The organism is Halobacillus hunanensis, assembly GCF_900166655.1.
Taxonomy (GTDB): domain Bacteria; phylum Bacillota; class Bacilli; order Bacillales; family Halobacillaceae; genus Halobacillus_A; species Halobacillus_A hunanensis.
Window position 1 is genome coordinate 825,403 of sequence record NZ_FVZB01000006.1, and the last position, 23,271, is coordinate 848,673.

The window sequence follows — 23,271 nt, forward strand, 5'->3', positions numbered from 1 at the left end:
ATTGATGAAAACTTATGATTTCGTTAACCTAACTTGGAAAAAAACACCACCTCAGGTCATCCAGAAATTGGATGACCTGAGGTGGTGTTTTTTTTGGATTCTTTATTCTTCATGCTTGTTAAAGAATCCGGTGATTTTATTGGATAGGTCGTCAAAGTAGGTGTAGACGACGGGGATCAGGATAAGCGTGAAGAAGCTTGAAACGGTCAGCCCAAAGATGATCGTTACGGCGAGCGGCTGTTGGGCTTCGGCGCCTTGTCCAATGCCGAGCGCAAGCGGCAGCATGCCTAACACGGTCGTCAGCGTCGTCATCAAAATGGGACGCAGACGGTTTGGTCCCGCTTCTAAAATCGCTTCCCTGCGATCATATGAATTTCTCCGCAATATATTAATGTAATCGACAAGCACAATCGCGTTGTTGACGACAATCCCGGCGAGCATAATAATCCCGACAAACGCTGGCAGGCTGAATGGCAAGCCAGTGATGAACAAGCCTCCCGATACACCTACGATCGTCGCGGGCAGCGAGAACATAATAATCAATGGGAATAGGAAATTCTCAAACTGGACTGCCATCACGGCATACACGAGAAAGATGGAAAACACGAGCGCCAGCGCCAGATCACCAAAGGCATCGCGCATGTCTTCCGCCTGTCCGCCAATCGAATACGAGTAGCCTTCCGGAAAATTCAAGCTGTCGAGCTGTGCGCGAACCGCTTCGGTCGTACTCCCAAGGTCATGGCCAACGACGTCCGCTTCCACGTTCACCTGCGGCTGCTGTCCTTCCCGCAATAAAGAAACAGGGCCTTGGACTTGCTGCAAGTCGGCAATCGTTGCCAACGGGATAATCGATCCGGTCGGCGTTTGCACCGACATCCCTTCCAGATCAGCAATCGTTTGACGCTCTTCTTTTGGCAAAATCAATCGGACATCAATTTCGTTGCCGCCCTCTCGATAGCGGGTGGCGATTTGCCCGCTAAAGGCTAGCTGAATCTGGTTGATGACTTGCTGATCACTTAAGCCATACTGAGCTGCCTTCTGGGCATTCACATCGATTTGCATTTCCGGGCGCCCTTCATCAGTAGAAGAGGTCGGTCCACTAATCCCCTCCACATCTTCCATTAAATAGACAACCTGACGAGACAGCTGATCGAGCACTTCGTATTCCGGTCCATTCAGCTGAATCTGCAACGGCGCCCCTGTGCCAAGTCCGGCTTCCATTTCACTGACCGCTATATCGGCCCCCGCTATACCTTGTAAAGCTTCATTCATGTCTTCTGTGACAGCCTTGGTGGTTTGCTCGCGTTCTCCGGGATCAACAAGCTGTATCGTGTAGGACGCAAAGTCAGAGGAGCTGTTCCCCGCTCCGCCACCAAAACCTCCCCCGCCAATCGTTAGATAGCTCACGTCTATAACGTCACTAAATTCCTTGAGACGATCGTCCACCTGGTTGGTAAACTCTTGAGTGGTTTCTATTCCTGTCCCCTCAGGCATGTTAACACTAACTTGCACTTGTCCTTGGTCAGAAGGCGGGATAAATTCCGTGCCGATCAACGGGATCAGTGCAACCCCAATCGCCACGCTGATGACGGTCGCAAGCACCGTTGTTTTTCGGTACTTCAACACTTTCCGTAACAAACTGCGATACGCATCGTTTACCTTTTCTAGAAAGCGGTCGAACCAATAACGGCGGCCGCTTGATGCAATTGTTTTCGTCAACAGTTTCGATGACAGCATCGGCACGAGTGTAACCGATACGGCAAGCGAGGCGATCAGCGCAAACGACACCGTTAACGCTAAGGGCGTGAACAGCTCCGACGCGATCCCTTCCACAAAAATAATTGGCAAAAACACGACGAGTGTGGTCGTTGCTGACGCGATAACTGCTGGAGCCAGCTCCGAGGCACCAAGCTTGGAGGCTTCAACCATCGAATATCCCCGCTGCCGATAACTATAAATGCTCTCTAAAATTACAATCGAGCTGTCGACCATCATCCCAATTCCGAGCGCCAGCCCGCCCATCGTCAGGACATTAACCGTTTCACCTGTAAAGTACATCAAGGTGAACGTTGAAATAATCGCGATCGGAATCGAAATCCCGATAACGAGCGTCGCACGAATACTTTTCAAAAATAACAGCAGGACGAATACAGAGATAATCCCGCCGATGATAATATTTTTTACTACACTATTGATCGAGGTTTTGACAAATTCACTCGTATCGAGGACGACTTCAAGTTCAACATCCTCCGGCAGCTCACTCGTCGCTTCCTCCATGGCTGCATGAATCTGATCCGCAGTTTCGACTGTATTACTATCGGTTTTTTTCAAAAATGACAGCACAACGGCTGGCGTGCCATTCACCTCAGAAATCGTATTCGATGTAGCAAAATTCTCCTCGACATCAGCAATTTGATCAAGGGTGAGGCTGGCACCATTTGGTGTTTTGATAATCGTCTCGCGCACATCCTCAATGCTCTCATACTCCCCGCTAATCCGAATTTGGAGGTCCTTCTGCCCTTTTTGAATGTTACCGGCAGAAGCGGACTGATTCGAGGAATTCAACGCTTGAATAATCGTCTGCGCGTTAAGTCCGTATTGTGCCATTTTGGCGCGGTCGATCAGCACTTGAACTTCGCGCGATCGCCCGCCTTCAACCGTGACAGAGGCCACTCCTTCCTGGCGTTCAAACAAAGGAATGAGCCGATTCTCGGCCAATTGCTGCAAATTTTCCGGCGTATCGCCTGACAATCCAATCGTCATGATCGGCAGCTGTTGGGGATTGAAGCGCAGTACGCTCGGCTCTCCCGCCCCCTCAGGCAGTACACTCGTTACGGAATCAACCTTCTCCCTCACCTCTAGCAACGTGCTGTCAAGATCAACCCCCGTATTAAATTGCATCATTACAAGCGATGCACCTGCTTGAGACCGTGATTGTAAGACTTCAAGCCCTTCTAGCGAGCTGACTGCAGATTCAATCGGACGACTGACCAATTTTTCAACCTCTTGCGGCGCTGCCCCTTCGTAACTCGTTGATACCACAGCGATCGGCAGTTCGATATCTGGGAAAAGATCGATCGTAAGCGACCGCAGTGATACGAAACCAAGCCCGAGAATGGCAGCGACAATCATGATCACTCCGACCGGACGCTTGACGGATTCGTTTACAAGCTTCACTTACGCGTCCTCCTTCATGATCGTCACATTCGCGCCATCACTTAAAGTCAACTGGCCGCTCGTCACGACAGGCGCTTCCCTGTTGACGTCACCTGAAATCGCGGTTTGTTCAGTTTGTGATTCAATGACTTCCACATCGACACGTACCGCTTTCTGGTCGACCACCTGGTAAATGTACGATTGGCCGCCTTCCTCGGCTACTGCATCTGTTGGAACAATCAACGTATCCTCGACAACCGTTTCTGGTAAAAGGAACGTCGCCATCATCCCAGGTTTGATGGTTTTATCCGGGTTCTCAATGGTCGCTTCGACGGGATAAAGCCCTGTCTCATCCGGAACCGATGGAACATAGCTGATCGTAGACGTCACCGGCTCCTCTAACGTATCAATACGTACTTGAAGCTCTTCTCCTTCAGAAAATAACCCAAGCTGTTCCGCCGTCACGGCCGCTGTGACCGTCATCGGATCCAAGCTGACAATCGTCGCGAACGGCTGCTGATTTGTGACCATATCGCCTTCACCAGCTTTCAACGACGAAATCTCTCCGCTCGCTGGAGCAGTGATCGCTTCATTAGCGCCCTGTTCCTCCGCTTGATTCAGCTGTACTTGTGCTTGTTCAACTTGAAGCTCGGCTTGATCAATGCCGATGCGGGCCTGTTCAAGCTGCTGCTGCGCCTGATCGACCTGTGCTTCAGCCTGCGCAACAGCTGAACTTCCTGATGCTCCCTTTTCACCGATCAACTGTTGATATTGAGCATAAGCTTGATCAGCACGCGTTTGCGCTTGTTCGTAAAGCACTTCCGGGACGGTGCCTTCTTCAACTAATTGCTTCGTCTCATCGGCCAGTGCTTGCGCCTGTTCATATTGCTGTTTGACAGCCGCAGCAGCTTTATTACCTTGAGTGGCTTTGGCATTGGCCGCTTTCTTAGCAATTTCGACTTGCTCTTTCGCATTCTCTACTCCAGCCTCCGCTTGTTCATAAGCGATTCGAGCGTTTTCCAGCTGTTTCTTCGCTTGCTTCACTGCAAGCTGCTGAAGTTCAACTTGGCTGCTCATATTGCCAGGATCAACGACGCCGACCGTCTCGCCTTCTTCAATGCGGTCACCCTTGGCTACGTTTAATGTCACCAGCTCTCCGGGGACGCTCGAGATGACGGGAGAAGTGTCAGCGGTCGTTGCCCTCCCCACTATTTTTCTTTCAATAATGAAATTATCTTGAACAATTTCAGTTGTTTCGACGGGTGTTGTGCGGGTTTCGGCAGTTTCTTCGTTGTTATCTGTATTGTTGCAGGCGGTAAGTGTTGTGATAGTCAGCAGGAGGAGAAGGTATGTAAGACGTTTCATAGGCTCGATTTCCTCTCTTGTGTGGTGGTCATAATTATGGATAATGTTACTAAACTGCGAACGGGATTGCAACTTGTCGAGTGGTGACAGATTAATGAATTTTGTTCAGAAAAATGGGAAAATCGCTAAAGGCTATTTTATTAAGGTGGGCACGTCGAATCGATGGGGAATTCCTCGTTTATTAGATTATTTCCCCGGAAATAATCTATTACCCAAAAATAATAAATTAATTTCTTGAACGGGCTTAAGGAATAATGATGTCTGGATGGGGCGAGGCAGTTTGTGTAGAAGAGGTTCGGTTAAAACCGACACGTCCTGCGGGATAAAAAAAACCGCCTGGCTCAATTAGAGTCAGGCGGTTATGTACCTTACTGCATCGTGTTGCCGAGTTGGGCAATGATGAGATCAAGCTTTTTCACTTGTGCAAGCTGCTCATGATCTGGGAATTTCTCATCAAAATGCTGGAATATCGGCATGAGAGCTTCGTCACCGAGCAACTGCTTGTACGTTTGATACGTATGTTGATATTGCTTAATGTAGCGTTTCATTTTTTTCTCAAAACCTGCTAAATGGTAGGTAGATGAGAAGTCAAAGGCTTTCGCGATGTCGCTGTCATAGGAAGGGAATTCCGGGTTGATCGCGTGCAGCATGGCTGCGGCGAGTGGGAACTGCATCGTTGGATTGCCTTTATGGTTCTTAATCTCGTACAGGCGTTTCGTAATGTGCACGATGTTCGGGCGTTCTTGCTCGCGCTGTTCTTCCATGATCTTAAAGTATTCGAATTCGAATTCTTTCGTGAGGCTAGGGTTGTCCAGCTTGAAGAAATGGCGAAAGACAAATTGATAAATCGTATCGTCCGGAACGTACGTGTCGGCAAATTCCTGGCTGAGATAATCGTAAACATCGACTTTTTCTCTAGGAATGTTGTTTACGACTGCTTCTTGATCATCTAATAAAAATTGCTTGATGTCTGCGGCTGTTCTGTATTTCATCGATTTTTCACCTCTCCTTTTCCTATTCCACACATACTCCTTTGGGAAACTTCTGATTTGAAAAATTACGCCGTAGAATGAGGGGATTTATTTGGTATAGAAGGTCGTGCATCCTCTAGTAGTTTCTATTTTACCGAAGTGAGGAGGTGTTGCCAAGTTCGCGGACAAATCGTAAACGTATTGTAAAAGTTGGAGGGTTGAAAGTTCGATAGAGAAGACGATATAAGCTAAGAAAGGAGTGTGATGTGATGGATATTACAGCGGCTTCAATCGTGATGAGTCAGGCGCACGTGAGACAGCAGGCGAGTCTTGCCGTGATGGATAAGGCGATGAAAACATCGGAAAGGGATGCCAATCAAATGATCCAGATGCTGCAGCAGTCAGCACCTGCCGTCCCCCATCCAACTCACGGGAATCAAATTGATTTGAAGGGGTAATGTGGAATAGGCGGCAATTTCCTTTGTTGAGCTCAGGGGGATTTGCTGCCTGGACCTCACCAAACCAAGGAGTGTGATGAAAATGGCAAAGCGTTTAGTTGTGACCGGATTTGGATGTTTCTTCACTGGAATTTCCTTGCTGCTGCTCGACTTTTTGACTAAATTTGTCCCTATTTTAACCCTTGGCGGCATAAGTCTCGTCGTCATAGCGGTCTTTTTACAAAAAGGCGAAAAAAATAGCCGCTCTTAGTAAGCGGCTGTAGTGATTGGATTATTCGTTGTTCTGGTCTTCTCCAATTTCCATCGTATCTTCGTTCGATCCGTCTTGGTTTCCATCATCGGTATCTGTACCGCCATTATCGTTGTTGCCTTCTTCTGTACCACCATTATCATTGTTGTTACCTTCATCATTTTGCTGCTGTTCTTCACCCATATCGTCTTCCTCTGGGGGAGTTCCTTCTTCCGTAGCATTATTGTTGTTCTCTTCTGTTTCTTGTTCTGCTGGCTGTTCTTCTTCAGAGGCGCAAGCTCCAAGAACTGAGATCGTTAGAAAAGCAATGAGTAGTTTTAGGGCAATATTCTTCATATTCATTTCCTCCTTCAGATTCGTTTACGACTTCTAGTGTGCCCAAGCTATTTGCCAGTTATACCAAATCCTAGCAGCACAGCAGTATGTAATACCGCCCCATAATAAAGAAGCCGCCGGAGCGATAAAGCTCCTGACGGCTTGTTGTCAAAATTTTTCTGAACTCAGTTAAGACGTTTTAATCTGTTCCAGAACTTGTTGCAGTTGTTGAATGCTGACCTTGACCATATTCTCATACAATCCTAAGATTAATTGTCCATATCGATCTCCAGGAACGGCCCATTTTCCATTTAAACCGACCCAGTCTTTGGCACTGCCACGGGTGACAAGATCAAAGCGCGGATCTACTAAAGGATAGCCGTCTGGCAATGGTTTGGTTGAGGCATAGGCATACAAGTGCTGCAAATGCGCCAGCACTCCATCTTTTGGTGTAGTAAAACTTGCCCCGGAATTATCTGGGCCTGTGGCGCCGATTCCGGCGTAGTTATTCTGCTCTTTATTGACTACCCCTGTGAAACGGAAATAGTCTGTTTCATGAAGGGCTTGAGCGAAAGCCACATCACCTCTTATCCCATAGACATTACCCAAGGTTTGATAGTAATGTCCTAGCAATGGAGCATCAGGGTTTACACTTCGGGCGAAACGATCCATTTGCTGTGAGGATAACATGCCGGGACCTAAAATACTGTAGCCCGAAACTTCCTCCTCACTGTCATCATTGCCTCCGCTGCCGTCGTTACCTTCTACATCAATATAAGCATCTGAAATTCCGGCTTCTTTTACTTTAGCCAGCCGTTGTTCAGCATTAATTCGGCTTGAAAATGCACCCGCCTGAACACGATACCAAATCTGACCAGAAATCGTGACTTGATCAATGAAAGATGGAATTCCCTTGGATTCAAGATAATCGACGCGATCCTGTGCATTCTCACGTTCTTGGAAAGAACCTGCAATGATTCTATACAACGTCTTGGGGGTTACTTTTTCGAGATTAAAGGCGCGGGCAAGACCATTCACATGGCCGCGAGCCACCTTTTGACGATAAGCAGAACTTTTCAATTTTGCAGCATCAGTTGGATTGTCAATAAAGCCATTCTCCGTTAACAGTGCCGGCATTGCCGATTCTCGTAAGACGTGAAAGTTGGCTTTCTTCTGGCCTCGGTCCGGCAATTCGTTGACGGCTGTGATCTCCTGGTGCATAATGTTTTGATATTGAGCAGTCTGGGACGAATCTGACAGTCCGATATAAATATAATCTTCATATCCTCTGGCAGAACCATTAAAGGCATTAATGTGAATTGACAAATAGTAATCGGCGTTCCATGCGTTCGCTTCATTTGTCCGCTGATCCAGGCTCTTTGTGATGTCTGATGTCCGGCTCATCTTTAAATCAACATTACGATATTCACTGTTTAATATACTGCGAATCTTTAAGGCAATATCGAGTGTAATATTTTTTTCCATTAACCCGCTTCCAGTGGCACCTGAATCACTTCCGCCATGTCCCGGGTCTAAATATAACTTCACGGTTTCATCTCCTCCTTTTACTTTTTTCAAAAATGATAACGGATCTTGCAGCTGCGATCCGTTATCCATGATAAAGATATTTGTCCAACACCTCCTTCCCCTTTGCGACATAGAGTTCGAGAGTACATGGTTTTTATCTAGGCGTCGTTACTAGAATCTACTGCTTTCACGGCATCTACATAACCTGCACCTTGAACATATTCTGGTAATCCTCTATCGATTGCTGTATCAAGCAGCCGCTGTTTCACTTGATCTGGTGATTCTTCTGCATGAGCTTGAAGAATCAAAGCTACAATCCCTGCACAAATCGGGGTTGCCATCGATGTCCCTGATAACGAGAAATAGTCGTCATCTACACGACTCGACTTCGACGTTTTATCTAAAAATGAACCAGGTGCTCGTAAGGAAACAATGTTGACACCTGGGGCCAGGATATCTGGCTTCGATACTTCCCCACATGCCGGGCCACGGCTTGAGAAAGGAGCAATATCTTCATCAGTACGATTGATCGTATCCTGATCGTCCATGGCTCCCACCGTGATCACCTTGGCACTGATTCCTGGGGTCCCGATCGTTCGTTGGTCAGGTCCGGAGTTCCCTGCAGCTACACAAACTACAATGCCGCTTTCCCATGCTTTATCAACAATTTGAACAAGGGGGTCATTACAGTCTGATTCATCTGCTGCAGCCCCTAGAGAAAGCGAAATGATATCGATTTTATGCTCCTCTTTGTGGTCGATACACCATTGTACACCAGAAACAATGGTAGAGAGTGAGCCTGACCCCATTTGGTTCAGTACCTTCACCCCCACAATCCCCGCTTCAGGGGCAGTCCCACGGTATCTTAAATCTGAAGAAAAACCGTTACCTGCCGCATCCCCGGCACAATGGGTACCATGTCCATTATCATCATAAGGTTCGAGTTTGTTGTTTACAAAATCTTTAAAAGCTACAATACGGTTCGTAGGCTGTGTTAAATCCTCGTGGGGATGAACACCTGTATCCACAATCGCAATGTTGATGCCCTTCCCGGTAATGCCCTTTTGGTTCAGCTGTTGCGCATGAACTGACGGGGAGGCTACATCCAATAAAGCCTTCACTTCGCGGTCATAGTATATTTTCTTAATTTGACAGTCATTGCTCATCAGTTTCTCGATCGTCTTTGCGGTCAATTCAGCTGAACAGCTGGATGTGCTCGGAAACTCCTGCATGATCTTGGACTTCCCATCCAGTTCAACTACATCATGAACTTTGTTCAATGCTGAATACATGTGTTCGAATTCAATAATAACAGGAAGTTTCTTCGATTTTTTTAATCTATTTTCTATAAAGCGGTGTAGAAAACAAGGAGTACGACGTAAAGGTTTATACAAATGGATTAATTGTTGGCGCAATTCTTTGTCGAATTTGTCGCTATGCTCGCGCGCTAGTTGAATCATAGAGAATCCTAACATTCTATCACCTCCTTTTATCGTCATGCTGTATCCTATGAAAAAGTTAAGAAGAAATGGCGGTATTTGTAGGGTTATGAGTGAAAAAAGGCGCTTGTCTGATAGAAAATTCTATGGATTTGGAGGTTTTTACTGAAAAGAGTATACGCCGCTGCATGGCTGGCGATGGTGCGAAGGGTAAAACGTGGAGTTATAGGGGGAAGTTATTATGCGTTACGTCGCTGTCCAAGTGAAAACTTCATCCTGGCGTTAAGGCAGTATCCAATCGCGTCAGGTCGTTATCTCCTCACGTTACGGCGCTATCTCACAGCGTTAAGTCGCTATCTCCTGGCATTTCGATACTATCCTCCTCAACCATTCAATGACCATAAAAAAACCGCCCCAGCCAGGACGGTTTCTAAATCATTATTTAAGAGCAAACATAATTTCCGCTTCACATGCGGTTTCGCCGTCTACGGTAGCGAGGGCTTTTCCTTTACCCATCGGCCCTTTGAGGCGGACGATTTCAACTTCCAACTTAAGGCGATCACCTGGTTGAACCTGACGCTTGAAGCGGCATTTGTCGATTCCCGTGAAAAAGGCGAGCTTGCCTTGATTTTCTTCTTTTTTCAACATCGCGACAGCCCCCATTTGTGCAAGGGCTTCGGTAATAAGCACACCAGGCATGACAGGGTAATCAGGAAAGTGACCCTGGAAGAAAGGCTCGTTGACGGTGACGTTTTTATAACCGACGGCGCGCTTGCCTTCCTCGATTTCTTCCACCTGATCGATTAGCAAAAATGGATAGCGGTGCGGGATGATTTCTTTAATCGCTTGAATATCTAACATAGGAATACTCCTTTCAGTACAAACTATACCTATTATAATAGTATCCACCACTTTCGACAAAACTTTCTTGATGGTGAAAGGAGGAATCCATATGCTTTGGACGATTATTATCATTTTACTGGCTTTTTGGCTGATTGGTTTGATCATTGATATCGCTGGCGGGTTAATTCATTTGCTGTTGATTGCGGCGATTATTTTTCTCGTTGTTCGCTTGTTCCGCAGAAGCGGCCGGCCGCGCGATTAAGATCACTCGTATTGCGGCTTAAGTAAGATAGCCCGTGTGTTATTCGGCACGTCAATTGCACATAAAATTAAAGAATTGCACTTATTTCAGCCTAATGCATTTTTTAAGCCGGGTTGCACCTTTCACGACCTTAATTGCACATATCAGCGGATAATTGCACATTTGCGCATCCACACAGCCTCTCCAAGGCTAAGAAGTCAGCTGGCGATTGCTGGTAAACCCCTGCTGCGCTCCTCCATCTTCCTGATAACGGCCGATTTCTTTCACGCGGATGCTCGGAGTCAGCCAGAACGTATACCACGATCCTTCTTTAATGATCGGATCGAAGTCGAACAGATCGAAGCGGCACGTTTCAGCTAGATCATTGAGCTCATCTGAATTCGGCAAGGCGAATAAGTTCGAATGGGCGACGAAAAAACTGTTAAACGCTGAAGAGAACTCTTCCCCATGCTGTGTTTCATTGACTGGTGTGACCACTGAGATCAGGCCGTCTTTATTAAGGTAACTGTACAAGTGATTCATCAGCTGCTCGCGTACGTCCGGCTGAATGTAGTGAAACACATTGTGCAGCAGAATCACATCAACACCGTCTTCTGCCGGGATCCAGTCCATCACATCCGCTACTTCAAAACTGAGATTTGGGTAGCCCTCCGCTAACTCACGGGCATGCTCCACGACGTCTGGATTGAGATCAACACCGATCATTTGGACGTTTGGGTATGTCTCGGCTAGTTTTCGCAAATACCCGCCGTGGCCGCAGCCCAGATCAACGACCGTGTCGAGCTCTCTTTCGTGTATCATCTTTTTTATTTTATTAATTGAAAAGTGTTCGAGCAGTGCTGATGTTTCGGCCACTACTTCACCGTGACGTTCGTGGTCGAAGTAGGCGCGTTGATTGGTTCTCATGTAGTCCGGGTAGTTGAGGAGTGTCGGCATGTGGAGTTCCATGACTTCCTTCAACAGGGCTTTCACGCCGGTGGAGGCGTTGTCGCCCATCAGTGAGGCACAGCGTTTCTTGGAGGTTCGGAAGCGATGGTTGGGGCGCTTCTTCAAATGTTTCACGGCAACTCCGACGCGGACCCAGGAGGAGAGCAGGTCATATGGATAGCCGGTCTCATCGCTAACGTCGGCAATAGTTTTCGCTTTGGCGAAATCGTCAAACAGGCCGAGTTCTGCTCCTACATAGGCATGCCACCCTGGTAAAAATGACTCGTTTTTCTTCATCCATTTTCTTGCTTGCATCGCGGTAACCCATTCGTTCATCATGTCACACCTTCCCTTTCTGTGATGTTCTCCACGGGTAATCCTCCGCTTCACTGAACAGAAATTGCTGTTGCTTGCGATCGCTCACCTTTTTCCTGCGGGCGGGAAGGATACTCCCTTGGATAGCCCGGTCAACCAACGTAAACGGCCATTTTCCGAGACCTGATATGTTTAACATTTGCTTGACGTGAAGTTCGTCATCCTCATACATCCGCTGCATCGCACGCATGCGGATGCTGCGCCACCACTGATACGGAACCGAGTATACGTTTGCGGACAGATGACTAAGGTTTAACAAAAACTCCACGCGCGGCTTGCGGACATCTTCATAATAATGCAGATGCTTGTGATATGGTTCTCCCTGTTCCTTGCACCAAGCGAGCAATTCCCCGAGCACATCAGCGTCCTGAATGGCGAGGTTCATCCCCTCCCCCGCCATCGGATGTACCGTATGCGCCGCATCGCCGATCAAGGCCAAATTACCTCTGTAATAGGAGTCCACGTGGTACATAAACGGAATCATCAGCTGCACGGTCTTCCAATCCTGAATGGCCCGTACACCTTCTGATAACTCCGGTTCTAATTCACTGTATGCCTGGTGGAGATAGGACAGACCTCGCTCTTTGAATTGCTTGAACGTGCCCGCTTTTATGAGGTAAACCGTTCGCACTTGCTGGTCGGGAAGCGGGAACAGCCCGAGAAATTGATCAGCTGTCGTAATCATTTTTCCTTTAGTAAAATCGCGTGGCCTCGGGATGGTCACCGTGAGAAAATGATGGTTGTAGTCACGCCGCTTCACACGCACATTCATCGCCTCTCGCGTCGGGGAACTGCGCCCCTCTGCCCCGATATACACATCCGCTTCGATATATTGGATCTCTTTTTTCTGCCTCACCTTAGCCATGCCATTTTCAAAACCGAGAAACCGCGTACCAGCTAAGTAGTGGAAATACTCAGCATAAGCTGTACCTTTTTTCCACAAAATATCCTTTGTTGTTTCATGCGGAACCATGAGTGAATGATCATACTTGCTGGCCACCCGGTTATAATTGAGCTCTGTTAATTGAATATCATGGGGGTTGGCATGCGCTTGCCGCTCCACCTCAAGAAAACGCAGCTGATCGATTACATGACCGCTTGCCTCCGTTTCCGCCAGCACATCAAGCCGATCTAAGATCGCAAGCGTCTTAGGCTGCAACAGCTCACCTTTATAAGCCGACGATTTTTTCGCAAGCTGCTCGGCTACCGTGACATGAACGCCCCGGCTCGCCAACTTGACAGCTAGAGCCAGTCCGCCTACTCCGCCACCAGCAATGAATACGTCTGTCTTCACAAGTCGCCCCCTCCCTGAATCCTTCTATAACAGATTCATTCCACAAATTGGTCAAAAGAAAACCTGACACCAGTCGGCTGATTTCTGCCCGCTTGCGTTAGAGGACAATCATTCCTCGTTAGGAAACAATGCTCTCGAGAACGGGAACAATCGCCTAGCGTTGCAGGACAATCACGCTGAGAGCCGAAATTTGCAAGATATTCACGCTGTGACCAGGCCCTATCGCCGACTGTTGCAAGACATTCACGCTGAGATCCGGAATAGTCGCCGACCGTTACAGGAAATCCTACCGCGGCCGATCCATACCATCTAATACTTTTCTAAGAATAACCATCAAACCTTGGCAAATAATAACGGAGGAAAAAAAATCACGAAGGAGGTCATACGAATGAACAAACTAATCACCAACATAGCCCTCATCCTTTTGTTAGTAAGCGGCAGCCTTGGGATCAGTTCAACAGCATACGCTGAACCTGCCAAAGAACAAGCCCTAAACGCTGTTGTACAATTTCTCAATGCCCAGAAAAATTGTGACGCTGAGGAAATGATGAGAACATCTGAACACTCTCAAAAAATTAGCAACGTTAAAGAATTTTATACCGGATTTTGTAAAGCCCACCCACTGCAGCAAGCGGAAATCACCGAATTGAACATGGTGAATGACACGACAGCTATTGTCTCGACTCACTCCACCTATGAGGACGTGATTGCAGTCGGAACGAACCCTGTCGTCAAAATAGACGGAGAGTGGAAAATCATTAGAGGTGTGTACGGCCCAGGATACGTCGAATTCCCTGACAAATCGAACCGCAGAGTAACCGAGGATAAAGTCAGACAGGCCATTGAAGACTTTTCAAAAGCCATCAACTCCGGCGATGTCAAAGCCATAAAAAAACATTTGAAACCTTTATCTCAAACAGACAAAGCCCAACTCGATAAACACCTCCAGGCAATATCCGAAGGTCCAGTCCCAGAAGTAACAGCACTCGGCGTCAGGAAGATCTCGGATTCAGCAGCTATGGCTCAAATTGAAAAGAAATACGAACATTTCCGCTCCACGAGCAATGTCCTCATTTGTAAGGAGGATGGACAGTGGAAGGTTGTCTTTGGTGGCCATCTTCAAAACGCCATGATTCCTACTAGTGACGAAGTTGTTGAAGTCAAATAGAGATCTTAATAAAAAGGGACTAAAAAACGCACGAGCCCAAAAAGCTCGTGCGTTCTATTTGAAGAAGTCCACTCATAAAATAATGAGGACAACCATCTATTCCGTTTTCATAACAAGATTCCAAATCCGCTCCCATGTTGACCAATCCAGTGCATCGAGCGGATTTCCATCACCGATGACACCATAGCCGACGACAAGTCCAATCAGCAGGGCTAGAACACTAAGGACAAGCACAATCACAAGGCGCAGCCATATCGGCAAAATTCGGCGGCGTGTACTCCTTGATGTCTTTTTCTTTCCTTCTTTGTGCTGTTTGCGCAATGGTTTCTTCTCTTGTTGTTTTGCTTCTTTTGTCGCCATAGTTGTCTAGCTCCTTACCTTATGACCTGAGCTGGCTGATGAGTCCCATCATTTGATCGCTCGTGGAAATCGAGCGTGCGTTGAATTGATAGGCACGCTGGGCCATCAGCATGTCTGTCATTTGTTTTGAAATATCTACGTTAGAGGTTTCGAGAGCACCGCTCTGTAATTGACCGTTCACGTTCTCGATAATTGCCCCATCTGCAAGGGCCTCATCTGCAGGGAGAGAGAACCGATTGTTTCCTGCTGCTGCAAGCACACGAGGGCGGATGGCTTCTACGATCCCGAGTTGAGCTTCGACGGCTGTATTGCCATTGCGAGTCACGAGAATCGCACCATCTTCGCGGATTTCCATACCTTCCATATTGTCAGCCAGCTGAATCGGCTGACCATCTTCATTTAAAACAGGCAACCCATCAGCATTCGCCAGGAGAACTTGTCCATTGCCTGCTACACTAAGGTAAAAGTTCCCAGATCGTGTGTACTGTGTTTCAAATCCGTTTTCTGTCGCTACTTGCAATTGAAACAGATGATTGTCTTCAAGTAAAGCGACATCCAATGCACGATCGGTTTTTTTCAAATTTCCCAGACTCAAATCGATATTCGTATGGGCGACCCTTGCACCTGAGCCCACGCGAATCCCCTCAGGTGTCAGCCTGTTTTGCGTTCCTGTCTCATCAGCTGCTTCTTCCTGTCCCTCAGACACGAAATTATCGATTTGCTGAAACAATAACGAAGAGAAATCAGCTTGTCTGCTTTTGTAACCCGGTGTGTTTGTATTGGCCAGATTATGGCCGATAATATCAAGTTTATGTTGAATTTGCCCCATCGTTACGGAGGCCTGCATCATCGTTCGATTCATCAAGGCATTATTCTCCTTTACTTCAAGTCTTACATTCTACTAGTTTAAGAAATCCTGCCTAGCCTAACCTGGCTATCTCGGTAACGGTTTTCTGAAGGCTCTGGTCATACGCCTTCAGCACACGCTGGTTCAATTCAAAGGAACGGTATGTATTCATCATTTCTGTCATAACTTGAGCCGGATCTACATTGGAACGTTCAAGAAAACCCTGTCTTATAGAAAAGTTGATCTCTCCGCCTGCACGTGCATCCGCTAGTGGGGCGGCGTCTTCTCCAGGCGTGTACAGACCATTTCCGACTTTTTCTAAATCAAAGGAATTTGGACTATAGGACAGGCCTAGCTGTGCAGTGACACCTGCTGCGGTCAGAGCGCCATTCTCACTAACGTCAAAATCCATGCCGTCCGTTTGGATCGGATTGCCGGCGTCATCGAGCACATAATACCCTTGAGTCGTCGTCAGGAAGCCCTCGCCGTCAACGGTAAAATTACCGTTTCTCGTATAACGCAGATTGCCTGCTTCATCCTGCACGTTAAAAAGTAGGGAACCGTTCTCGTCTGGTAAATTGCCATTTAAGAGAGCCAGGTCTGTTTGGATCCCTGTCTCCCTTAAATCGCCCTGAGAGAATTTTGGTAATGTTTCCTGCATGTACACACCGGTATGGAGGGATCCGATTGATTTCTCTGTTGGAAGAGTCAGTCCTCCATTACGTGTCGGGACGGTGGTTTGGTTCATTTCCTGAATTAATAATTCAGGAAAGGCACGCAGCGTTCCCTGATCTGCTTTATAGCCTGGTGTATAAGCGTTGGCCAAGTTATTCGACAATGTTTCCTGCATGCGCTGGTTTGCCATCATTCCCGAGGCTGCCGTATAAAATCCTCTCAACAAGACGATCTCTCCCTTACTAAAAGTTCCTTAGCTGATTTTATGACGAGTCACTTTGTCTATGTTTTCAAGCATGATTCCTGTCCCTTTAGCTACACAGTCCATAGGATCTTCCGCGACAAATACAGGGACTTTCAGCTCTTCAGCGAGCAGCTGATCAATGCCGTGCACTAAAGCACCGCCGCCAGTCATGATAACCCCTCTGTCAATAATGTCTGCGGACAGTTCTGGCGGTGTGCGCTCAAGGACTTGCTTCGCGGCCTGTACGATGGTCTGGACAGCTTCGCGGAGGGAGGCCTCGATCTCTTCAGAATTTACCGTGATCGTACGCGGCAGTCCAGACATCATATCACGACCGCGAATTTCAATTTCTTCCTTGCGTGCTCCTTTAAATACGGTCCCTACACTCATTTTAATGGTTTCAGCAGTCCGTTCGCCGATTAACAGCTTATAATTTTTCTTAATGTAACTCAAAATTTCCTGGTCGAATTTATCACCCGCCATTTTAATGGAGGAAGCGGTCACGATATCACCCATGGAAATCACAGCGACATCCGTCGTACCCCCGCCGATATCCACGACCATATTCCCGCTCGGCTGGAATATATCCATGCCAGCGCCAATTGCCGCGACTTTAGGCTCTTCTTCAAGGTAAATCTTTTTACCGCCGGATTTTTCCGCTGCTTCTTTAATTGCTTTTTGCTCGACTTTCGTAATGTTGGTCGGGCAGCAAATCAACATCCGAGGCTTGGATAAAAAGCCGCGCACGTTTGTTTTTTGAATAAAATGCTTGAGCATCGCTTCTGTAACATCAAAGTCAGCGATGACCCCGTCTTTCAATGGGCGAATTGCCTCGATGTTTCCTGGTGTGCGTCCCACCATTCGACGAGCTTCTTCTCCCACTTCAAGAACCTTGCCAGTATTTCTGTCCATCGCTACCACAGAGGGCTCATTTAACACAATGCCCTTCCCTTTTACATGAATAAGTACGTTCGCTGTTCCTAAGTCTATTCCGATATCTCTTGCAAACATCTTCGGTTGTTCCTCCCTATTTCTAAAAAACCTATTCGGTCCAAATTTCATTAAACATAAGCATATCTAATTCTATATTCTATCACAAAGTTACATAATTCGTCGCATTTCTCATGAAAAAAGTTCCATAACCATGAAGGATGAAATAGGCGGGAGGTTGGATACACGTCTAGTGGGTTGGTTCCGCAGGTGCATCTTCGATAATGGTACGATATTTCATTCGTGTCGCTTCTCCTCCACGAAGATGCCTGATATCCTTATGATGATCGAGAATCAGCTTAACTTGTTTGGCTAAATCCGCATTAATTTCAGGCAGACGCTCAGTCAAGTCTTTGTGTACCGTGCTTTTCGACACTCCAAACTCTTTCGCAATCACTCTTACCGTCTTCTTCGTTTCGACAATATACTCCCCAATCTTGATGGTCCGTTCTTTGATGTAGTCATGCACATCACTCGCCTCCTGTGATTGACTATCCAAGGGGTCGCTTCTCGAGACAAGTTTAGAGTTAGTGGGCGTTCTTCAGTGGTGTAAGTATTTCTCTAGTTGTGGCACCCTGGATGCTACCGACTGCTCGGTTATCCTCATTGTATTACTCGAACTTCTCAGATATGTCAAAAGGCAGGGGACCATCCTTTTATATTTCTTCAAACATGGGCGAGTGAATCATTGCTGCTGTACGGAACTTCATGGTAAAGAATACGCAGAATGAGCGTTGTTAGACATAAAAAAATGGAGGTTTTAAAAACCCCCATTTTTGCTTAAGCGTTTGTAGTTGCAGCGGATGAAGAACTGTCTTCACCTGGTGCTGGCTCTTCTTCCTCACCAGTTGGTGCTTCTTCTGAAGGAGTTCCACCCTCTTCAGTTGGAGTTTCGCCTTCAGTTGGCGCATCTCCTTCTGTTGGAGTTTCACCCTCAGTTGGGGCATCCCCTTCAGTTGGAGCTTCTCCTTCTTCTGGTGCTGGCTGCATTTGACCTTCACTATCAGAAGATTGGTCCGGCTCGATCTCAGTATCTGGATCTTCTACATTCGCTGACGGCTGATTCTGTTTTTCAGCAGGATCAGTTGTTGACTGCTCCTCTTCACCAGAAGCATCTCCGCCTTCTTCAGCGCTAGCCTTTTCTTCTTTAGCTTCTATTTTGCTTACTGCTTTTCCGAAGAAATCCTCCGGGTTCAGTGGCTCACCATTTTTTCTTACTTCAAAGTGGACATGGACACCATCTGCTTTGCCAAAAGAATTCTGACCAGCTTGTCCAATCACATCACCTTGTTTCACTTCAGAACCTGCTTCTACCTTCACCTCAGATAGACTAGCATAAACGGTTGATACTTTATTGTCATGACTGATTTGAACGACGTTTCCATAGAGTGGATCCTCTTTCACTTCAGTAACAGTCCCTGATAGAGAAGCTGTTACATCAAAAGTTTCTCCATTCGCTTTTGCTAAATCGATTCCTTCACTCTGATAATACTTATTGTTGTAAAGTACCAGTGCACTTTCTTGCGCTTCTTTTGATGCATCATAATCAAAGAACTTCGTTACGACAGTTGTTTGTTGCTCGCTGGCAACAGGCATTTGCAAATTCTCTTCCTGACCGGTAACGGGAACGGATTCTTGATCCTGTACGTCGACATCGTCTTGTACACCTGTTTGATTTTGATCCTTCATCTGTTCGGCTACGTCACTTGAGCTTTGCTGGAACCAAAACACCCCTACAAGTACCAAAGCTGCTACGGTAAGATACAATGCTGGATAGATCCACTTCTTGCGCATTAAGCGTTTAAACTTTAATTTAGTCACGCTTTTCTTTCCTTCCTCTCTCATGTTCATCACCTCAAAAATCATTCTGATCACTTTTAAGGGAATCTATACATGAAGAGGAAAATTTTTGTTAAGAAAAGCGGAAAAGCCCGGTTAGACACAAAAGAGGAAGTTCGACTAGGAGCGGCACGTCCTGTGCCAACGTCGAACTGACCCGCGTCCTGCGGGCCCAAGCATAGCGGCGCAGTGGGGGTGCACTTTTCCCACGGAGGCGAACTGCTTATGTCTCGAGTGTCTGGGCTTTGCAGCTGGACAGTAGAAAAGCGGAAAGGGGCGTTTAGACACGACAGAGGAAGTTCGGTTAAGAACGGCACGTCCTGTGCCAACACCGAACTGACCCGCATCCTGCGGGCCCAAGCAAGGCACCGCAGTGAAGTGGTCTTCCTTCACGTAGGTGGATTGCTTATGTCGCGAAGGTCTGCCCCTTATTTCAAAAGCAAAGAAGCGGCTGCATTCTCTTTACGCCGCTCCTTTGGTAAACTATTGTCTAGCTAAACCATATAACGTCCTAACGAAGTGCGATTACGCCCTGTCTCAAAACTATAACGACCTATCTCAAAAATATACCGCCCTAACGCAGGAACATTCCGACCTAACGCCGGGACATAACTCCCTAACTCATTTTCTACGATCAAAATCCCTTTAATTTACTGTCTGCTTAGCGGTCGTGATGGCAGCCGTCTGCTTGCTCATCGGAGAGATTTCAGTGTTTTGATAGTAATGTTTAATGATTTCCTTGTAAGTCTTACCATCCTTGGCCATTCCGTTAGCCCCATATTGACTCATCCCCACTCCGTGGCCGTACCCTTGAGTAGTGAAGATCACGTGATTATTCTTTACTTCCATCGTAAAATCACTAGATTGCAAGTTAAACTCCTCCCGTATCTGTCTGCCTGAGAAGGTTTCACTCCCAATCGTGATTTGGTCAACGCGGCCACCTTCTGTTTTAGTGAGTTCCATATTGGAAAGGGTCGGCAAAATATCTACACCTAGGGAGGATTCCAATCCGCTGACCGGAACAATTTTTTGATCGTTAAACTTCGGTGAAGCTTTATCCCATGGGCTTGCTACACTCTTTAAATAAGGAATCTCGTTTTTCCAATAGTCCTCGGAGTTTTCTGTGTATCCGTTGCTTGTGGAGAAAAAGGCTGCTTCAATCGGCTGCTGTTTATAAGTAATGATTTCTCCAGCTGTTTCCTTTACAGCTCGATTAATTTTACTTATGTTTTCTTTATAATTCTCTCCCCATAAATCACGAAGTTCCTGATCACTTTTATACACTTGGTGCTGCACGGTATCTGTCACATCTGCGTTCTCTGATACAGGTTCCCCCTGTGCAAGATGCCGGGTGATGTATGTTCGTGCAGCAAGGGCCTGCGCTTTTAGAGCCTCAAGTTCAAAACTTGCCGGCATTTCAGATGCTACCACCCGTGATACGTATGTTTCTAAAGGAACTTCTTCGACTTCTTTCGTCTTACTCCTCAGTACGTGAATACTAAATGGAGATAGACTGGCTGGCAGCTCTGTCACGGATTCATTTGCAGCGGATGGAGCTTGTGTTTCTTCAACTTTTGCTGTGTCGTTTGAGTCTGTGAATGGCACCACAATCAGTGTTGGGATCAAGAGGATCCCTACAAAAATACTGCTTATTACCATGATGCCAATGCGATTCCTTCTTTTCATATCTCGTCCTCCTGAACCAATAGTAGACCCTCTACTAAAATGTATCCACGAAAGTCAGATGATAGAACTAAAAAAGCAATCCCCACGTCAGAAATTTGACAGGGAATTGCTTGATGAGTAAGTGATTAAGAGAAAATTATAAAGTCGATATTGATTCGCTTGGCTCAATCTCTTCCATATAGGATTCTTCTTCGTTGATACGTTCAATATTAGCACCGAGCTGGGCAAGTTTTTCAGTAAAGTCCACATACCCGCGATCTAAGTGTTTCAATTCAGTTACACGTGTATATCCGTCCGCTACAAGACCTGCTAAAATCAGAGCAGCGCCGGCTCTCAAGTCCGTTGCCTGCACTTCAGCACCTTGTAGTTTAGATGGACCCTCTACAATGACACTACGGCCTTCGATCTTCATCTTCGCATTCATACGGCGGAATTCCTCCACATGCATAAAGCGATTTTCAAATACCGTTTCCGTAATGACACTTGTTCCTGTTGCATTAAGCATCAGCGCCATCATTTGTGACTGCATATCTGTTGGGAAGCCTGGATGGGGCATTGTTTTAATGTCCGTTGCCTTAAGCTTATCTGGACCAATGACTCGCAAACCATCAGCTTCTTCCTCAATGGTCACACCCATTTCTTCCATTTTTGAAATAACAGAACGTAAGTGTTCATGCATCGCTCCTTGTACGAGCACATTTCCTCCCGTTATCGCAGCGGCTACCATAAAGGTTCCAGCTTCTACTCGATCGGGAATAATTGTATGAGTCGCGCCAAACAGCTTATCGACTCCTTCAATTCGGATTGTCTCTGTACCTGCGCCGACGATGCGCGCTCCCATTTTGTTCAAGAAGTTAGCAAGGTCAACGATTTCAGGTTCTTTTGCACAATTCTCAAGAATTGTTTTTCCTTCGGCTAGTGCAGCAGCCATCATAATATTCTCTGTAGCTCCTACGCTAGGTACGTCCAAGTAAATCTTAGCTCCTTGCAAACGCCCGTTTACATGTGCCTCAATAGACCCATTTCCAACGGTTACCTCTGCCCCCATTGCTTCGAAACCTTTAAGGTGCTGATCAAGCGGACGTGAACCGATTGCACAGCCTCCAGGTAGAGCAACCTTCGCATGGCCATAGCGGGCCAATAGTGGTCCCAGAACGAGTACGGAAGCTCTCATTTTGCGAACATATTCTATCGGAGCTTCGGTTGTCAGTTCATCTGAAGCGTCTATTGTCACTGTGCGACCTTTCATATCTACATCTGCGTTCATATGTCTAATGACTTCATTAATAGTGTAAACATCCGCTAAGGCAGGGACGTCGTGCAAAACACTTTTTCCTTCACTTGCAATTATACTTGCTGCGATGACAGGCAGTACGGCATTCTTTGCACCTTCAGCTCTTACAGTGCCTTTAAGCTGCCTTCCACCACGGACGATGATTTTTTCCAAGGTTCATTCTCCTCCGCGTCCATATTCATTATTATTAATATTCAGCAGTTATGATAGGTGTGCCAATTGTAACGATTGTTCGACCGCCCAATGTTCGCGTCGCGAATTGGACATTCATCGCCCCATTCGGTAATGGGATGGCTTGGTTCCACCTTGATGTGTAGCCGGATCTGCTAGTCCAGCGTTGTTCGGTAGCTGCTTCGATCGTTGTTATATTGAATGCTTTTTTGAATTTCTGATAGATTAAAACATCATCAATAATACCACCATCTTCAGCTTTAAGACAAGTGTATAAAGTGACATTTTCTGAAAAAAACCGCTTCTGAATCTGGTTGATTTGCTGCATAATTTCCTGGGTCGTTAATGTCTGTGTACCCCCGGTAGTAAGTGAGTAAACCAATTCTGTGGAAATGGTTTCATCTCTTGGGGTAATCACTGTAAAATGTTCGATAAAATCAGAACTTTTTTGACCGTTTGTAAAAGTTTTTTTACGAGCCAAATTGGTTTCTTCTTCTATTACTTGGTCCTCGGAAACATAAGCCTTTATTTGCTGAATGACTTGTTCTGCTTCGTCTATGTTGATGGACTCTTTAAGGACAACTTTATATTCAGTAACGTGAAGCTGTTCACCTTCAGCAAATGCCGCCAACTCTAGTAACGGAGAAATATCCGTTTGCTCTCCAGCCGTTTCCTGCGGGTGAACACCTGATAATAACGTCAAGGTTAGTAAACCAGTCCATAAAATCTTCATATGTAATTCCTCCCCCTCGTAATACTACAAGTGTGAACAGGGGGAGTGAGTTTCATACGATACTTTTTATGACACGTTCTGA

At 46.5% G+C, this 23,271-nt stretch carries 23 protein-coding genes; 5 read left to right on the forward strand and 18 right to left on the reverse strand.

The window, feature by feature from the left end; all coding sequences use genetic code 11:
* Positions 1–102: 102 nt before the first annotated feature.
* From B5354_RS09695 to B5354_RS09705, 3 genes are all read right to left on the reverse strand, one after another.
* The gene (locus tag B5354_RS09695; RefSeq protein WP_079528229.1) at positions 103–3,177 is read right to left on the reverse strand and encodes an efflux RND transporter permease subunit; all 3,075 of its coding nucleotides are present in this window, start codon (positions 3,175–3,177) and stop codon (positions 103–105) included.
* Entirely contained in the window at positions 3,178–4,521 is a 1,344-nt protein-coding gene (locus B5354_RS09700) for an efflux RND transporter periplasmic adaptor subunit (protein WP_079528231.1), read from the reverse strand.
* Positions 4,522–4,889: 368 nt separating this feature from the next.
* Positions 4,890–5,513 carry a hypothetical protein gene (locus tag B5354_RS09705; protein WP_079528233.1) on the reverse strand — a complete coding sequence of 208 codons (624 nt, stop codon included), beginning with the start codon at positions 5,511–5,513 and terminating at the stop codon, positions 4,890–4,892.
* A 248-nt stretch (positions 5,514–5,761) separates the two neighbouring features.
* Between B5354_RS09705 and B5354_RS09710 the strand changes: the two genes are divergently transcribed.
* Positions 5,762–5,950 carry a YjfB family protein gene (locus tag B5354_RS09710; protein WP_079528234.1) on the forward strand — a complete coding sequence of 63 codons (189 nt, stop codon included), beginning with the start codon at positions 5,762–5,764 and terminating at the stop codon, positions 5,948–5,950.
* Between the two features lie 82 nt (positions 5,951–6,032).
* Positions 6,033–6,200: a hypothetical protein gene (locus B5354_RS20490; RefSeq protein ID WP_176142456.1), complete on the forward strand. Its 168-nt coding sequence runs from the start codon at positions 6,033–6,035 to the stop codon at positions 6,198–6,200.
* A gap of 21 nt (positions 6,201–6,221) precedes the next feature.
* Here B5354_RS20490 and B5354_RS09715 read toward each other — a convergent pair whose 3' ends face one another.
* The 4 genes from B5354_RS09715 to fabZ form a co-directional block, all read right to left on the reverse strand.
* Positions 6,222–6,536: a hypothetical protein gene (locus B5354_RS09715; RefSeq protein ID WP_079528236.1), complete on the reverse strand. Its 315-nt coding sequence runs from the start codon at positions 6,534–6,536 to the stop codon at positions 6,222–6,224.
* 168 nt (positions 6,537–6,704) lie between these two features.
* Positions 6,705–8,063 (reverse strand): N-acetylmuramoyl-L-alanine amidase, encoded by a 1,359-nt coding sequence (locus B5354_RS09720; protein ID WP_079529133.1) that lies wholly within the window; start codon positions 8,061–8,063, stop codon positions 6,705–6,707.
* Positions 8,064–8,200: 137 nt separating this feature from the next.
* A complete protein-coding gene (locus B5354_RS09725) occupies positions 8,201–9,517 on the reverse strand; it encodes a S8 family peptidase (RefSeq protein WP_079528238.1) in 1,317 nt (438 codons plus the stop codon).
* A gap of 402 nt (positions 9,518–9,919) precedes the next feature.
* Positions 9,920–10,342, reverse strand: coding sequence for a 3-hydroxyacyl-ACP dehydratase FabZ (gene fabZ / locus B5354_RS09730; RefSeq protein ID WP_079528240.1), 423 nt, complete (start codon positions 10,340–10,342; stop codon positions 9,920–9,922).
* A 91-nt stretch (positions 10,343–10,433) separates the two neighbouring features.
* On the opposite strand from fabZ, the gene B5354_RS20240 reads away from it, so the two are divergent.
* On the forward strand, positions 10,434–10,586 hold the full coding sequence (locus B5354_RS20240; RefSeq protein WP_139377097.1) for a lmo0937 family membrane protein: 153 nt from the start codon (positions 10,434–10,436) through the stop codon (positions 10,584–10,586).
* Between the two features lie 189 nt (positions 10,587–10,775).
* Here the strand turns inward: B5354_RS20240 and B5354_RS09735 are convergent, their stop codons facing one another.
* Both B5354_RS09735 and B5354_RS09740 read right to left on the reverse strand, forming a co-directional pair.
* A complete protein-coding gene (locus B5354_RS09735; RefSeq protein ID WP_245804753.1) occupies positions 10,776–11,852 on the reverse strand; it encodes a class I SAM-dependent methyltransferase in 1,077 nt (358 codons plus the stop codon).
* A 1-nt stretch (position 11,853) separates the two neighbouring features.
* Positions 11,854–13,182 carry an FAD-dependent oxidoreductase gene (locus tag B5354_RS09740; protein WP_079528242.1) on the reverse strand — a complete coding sequence of 443 codons (1,329 nt, stop codon included), beginning with the start codon at positions 13,180–13,182 and terminating at the stop codon, positions 11,854–11,856.
* A gap of 388 nt (positions 13,183–13,570) precedes the next feature.
* On the opposite strand from B5354_RS09740, the gene B5354_RS09745 reads away from it, so the two are divergent.
* Positions 13,571–14,350: a DUF4878 domain-containing protein gene (locus tag B5354_RS09745; RefSeq protein ID WP_079528244.1), complete on the forward strand. Its 780-nt coding sequence runs from the start codon at positions 13,571–13,573 to the stop codon at positions 14,348–14,350.
* Positions 14,351–14,446: 96 nt separating this feature from the next.
* Here B5354_RS09745 and B5354_RS09750 read toward each other — a convergent pair whose 3' ends face one another.
* From B5354_RS09750 to spoIIQ, 6 genes are all read right to left on the reverse strand, one after another.
* Positions 14,447–14,710, reverse strand: coding sequence for a DNA-directed RNA polymerase subunit beta (locus tag B5354_RS09750; protein WP_079528246.1), 264 nt, complete (start codon positions 14,708–14,710; stop codon positions 14,447–14,449).
* A 19-nt stretch (positions 14,711–14,729) separates the two neighbouring features.
* Positions 14,730–15,572 (reverse strand): flagellar hook-basal body protein, encoded by an 843-nt coding sequence (locus B5354_RS09755; protein WP_079528248.1) that lies wholly within the window; start codon positions 15,570–15,572, stop codon positions 14,730–14,732.
* 58 nt (positions 15,573–15,630) lie between these two features.
* A complete protein-coding gene (locus B5354_RS09760; RefSeq protein WP_079528250.1) occupies positions 15,631–16,458 on the reverse strand; it encodes a flagellar hook-basal body protein in 828 nt (275 codons plus the stop codon).
* Positions 16,459–16,485: 27 nt separating this feature from the next.
* Positions 16,486–17,487 (reverse strand): rod shape-determining protein, encoded by a 1,002-nt coding sequence (gene mreB, locus B5354_RS09765; protein WP_079528251.1) that lies wholly within the window; start codon positions 17,485–17,487, stop codon positions 16,486–16,488.
* Positions 17,488–17,656: 169 nt separating this feature from the next.
* On the reverse strand, positions 17,657–17,935 hold the full coding sequence (gene spoIIID / locus B5354_RS09770; protein WP_079528253.1) for a sporulation transcriptional regulator SpoIIID: 279 nt from the start codon (positions 17,933–17,935) through the stop codon (positions 17,657–17,659).
* Between the two features lie 311 nt (positions 17,936–18,246).
* A complete protein-coding gene (spoIIQ, locus tag B5354_RS09775; RefSeq protein ID WP_483866674.1) occupies positions 18,247–19,332 on the reverse strand; it encodes a stage II sporulation protein SpoIIQ in 1,086 nt (361 codons plus the stop codon).
* Between the two features lie 198 nt (positions 19,333–19,530).
* Between spoIIQ and B5354_RS20245 the strand changes: the two genes are divergently transcribed.
* Positions 19,531–19,803, forward strand: coding sequence for a hypothetical protein (locus B5354_RS20245; protein ID WP_139377098.1), 273 nt, complete (start codon positions 19,531–19,533; stop codon positions 19,801–19,803).
* Between the two features lie 147 nt (positions 19,804–19,950).
* On the opposite strand, the gene spoIID is transcribed toward B5354_RS20245, so the two are convergent.
* The 3 genes from spoIID to B5354_RS09790 form a co-directional block, all read right to left on the reverse strand.
* A complete protein-coding gene (spoIID, locus tag B5354_RS09780) occupies positions 19,951–20,991 on the reverse strand; it encodes a stage II sporulation protein D (protein ID WP_079528257.1) in 1,041 nt (346 codons plus the stop codon).
* Positions 20,992–21,127: 136 nt separating this feature from the next.
* Positions 21,128–22,438: a UDP-N-acetylglucosamine 1-carboxyvinyltransferase gene (murA, locus tag B5354_RS09785; protein WP_079528259.1), complete on the reverse strand. Its 1,311-nt coding sequence runs from the start codon at positions 22,436–22,438 to the stop codon at positions 21,128–21,130.
* A gap of 34 nt (positions 22,439–22,472) precedes the next feature.
* Positions 22,473–23,189 (reverse strand): YwmB family TATA-box binding protein, encoded by a 717-nt coding sequence (locus B5354_RS09790; RefSeq protein ID WP_079528261.1) that lies wholly within the window; start codon positions 23,187–23,189, stop codon positions 22,473–22,475.
* Positions 23,190–23,271 lie beyond the last annotated feature (82 nt).

What these genes read in the sequence shown, in the direction of transcription:
- B5354_RS09700 (WP_079528231.1), bottom strand. Translation starts at nt 4,521, where the DNA reads ATGAAACGTCTTACATACCTTCTCCTCCTGCTGACTATCACAACACTT.
- B5354_RS09705 (WP_079528233.1), bottom strand. Translation starts at nt 5,513, where the DNA reads ATGAAATACAGAACAGCCGCAGACATCAAGCAATTTTTATTAGATGAT.
- B5354_RS09710 (WP_079528234.1), top strand. Translation starts at nt 5,762, where the DNA reads ATGGATATTACAGCGGCTTCAATCGTGATGAGTCAGGCGCACGTGAGA.
- B5354_RS20490 (WP_176142456.1), top strand. Translation starts at nt 6,033, where the DNA reads ATGGCAAAGCGTTTAGTTGTGACCGGATTTGGATGTTTCTTCACTGGA.
- B5354_RS09715 (WP_079528236.1), bottom strand. Translation starts at nt 6,536, where the DNA reads ATGAAGAATATTGCCCTAAAACTACTCATTGCTTTTCTAACGATCTCA.
- B5354_RS09725 (WP_079528238.1), bottom strand. Translation starts at nt 9,517, where the DNA reads ATGTTAGGATTCTCTATGATTCAACTAGCGCGCGAGCATAGCGACAAA.
- fabZ (WP_079528240.1), bottom strand. Translation starts at nt 10,342, where the DNA reads ATGTTAGATATTCAAGCGATTAAAGAAATCATCCCGCACCGCTATCCA.
- B5354_RS20240 (WP_139377097.1), top strand. Translation starts at nt 10,434, where the DNA reads ATGCTTTGGACGATTATTATCATTTTACTGGCTTTTTGGCTGATTGGT.
- B5354_RS09735 (WP_245804753.1), bottom strand. Translation starts at nt 11,852, where the DNA reads ATGATGAACGAATGGGTTACCGCGATGCAAGCAAGAAAATGGATGAAG.
- B5354_RS09745 (WP_079528244.1), top strand. Translation starts at nt 13,571, where the DNA reads ATGAACAAACTAATCACCAACATAGCCCTCATCCTTTTGTTAGTAAGC.
- B5354_RS09750 (WP_079528246.1), bottom strand. Translation starts at nt 14,710, where the DNA reads ATGGCGACAAAAGAAGCAAAACAACAAGAGAAGAAACCATTGCGCAAA.
- B5354_RS09755 (WP_079528248.1), bottom strand. Translation starts at nt 15,572, where the DNA reads ATGAATCGAACGATGATGCAGGCCTCCGTAACGATGGGGCAAATTCAA.
- mreB (WP_079528251.1), bottom strand. Translation starts at nt 17,487, where the DNA reads ATGTTTGCAAGAGATATCGGAATAGACTTAGGAACAGCGAACGTACTT.
- spoIIQ (WP_483866674.1), bottom strand. Translation starts at nt 19,332, where the DNA reads ATGATTTTTGAGGTGATGAACATGAGAGAGGAAGGAAAGAAAAGCGTG.
- B5354_RS20245 (WP_139377098.1), top strand. Translation starts at nt 19,531, where the DNA reads ATGTCTCGAGTGTCTGGGCTTTGCAGCTGGACAGTAGAAAAGCGGAAA.
- spoIID (WP_079528257.1), bottom strand. Translation starts at nt 20,991, where the DNA reads ATGAAAAGAAGGAATCGCATTGGCATCATGGTAATAAGCAGTATTTTT.
- B5354_RS09790 (WP_079528261.1), bottom strand. Translation starts at nt 23,189, where the DNA reads ATGAAGATTTTATGGACTGGTTTACTAACCTTGACGTTATTATCAGGT.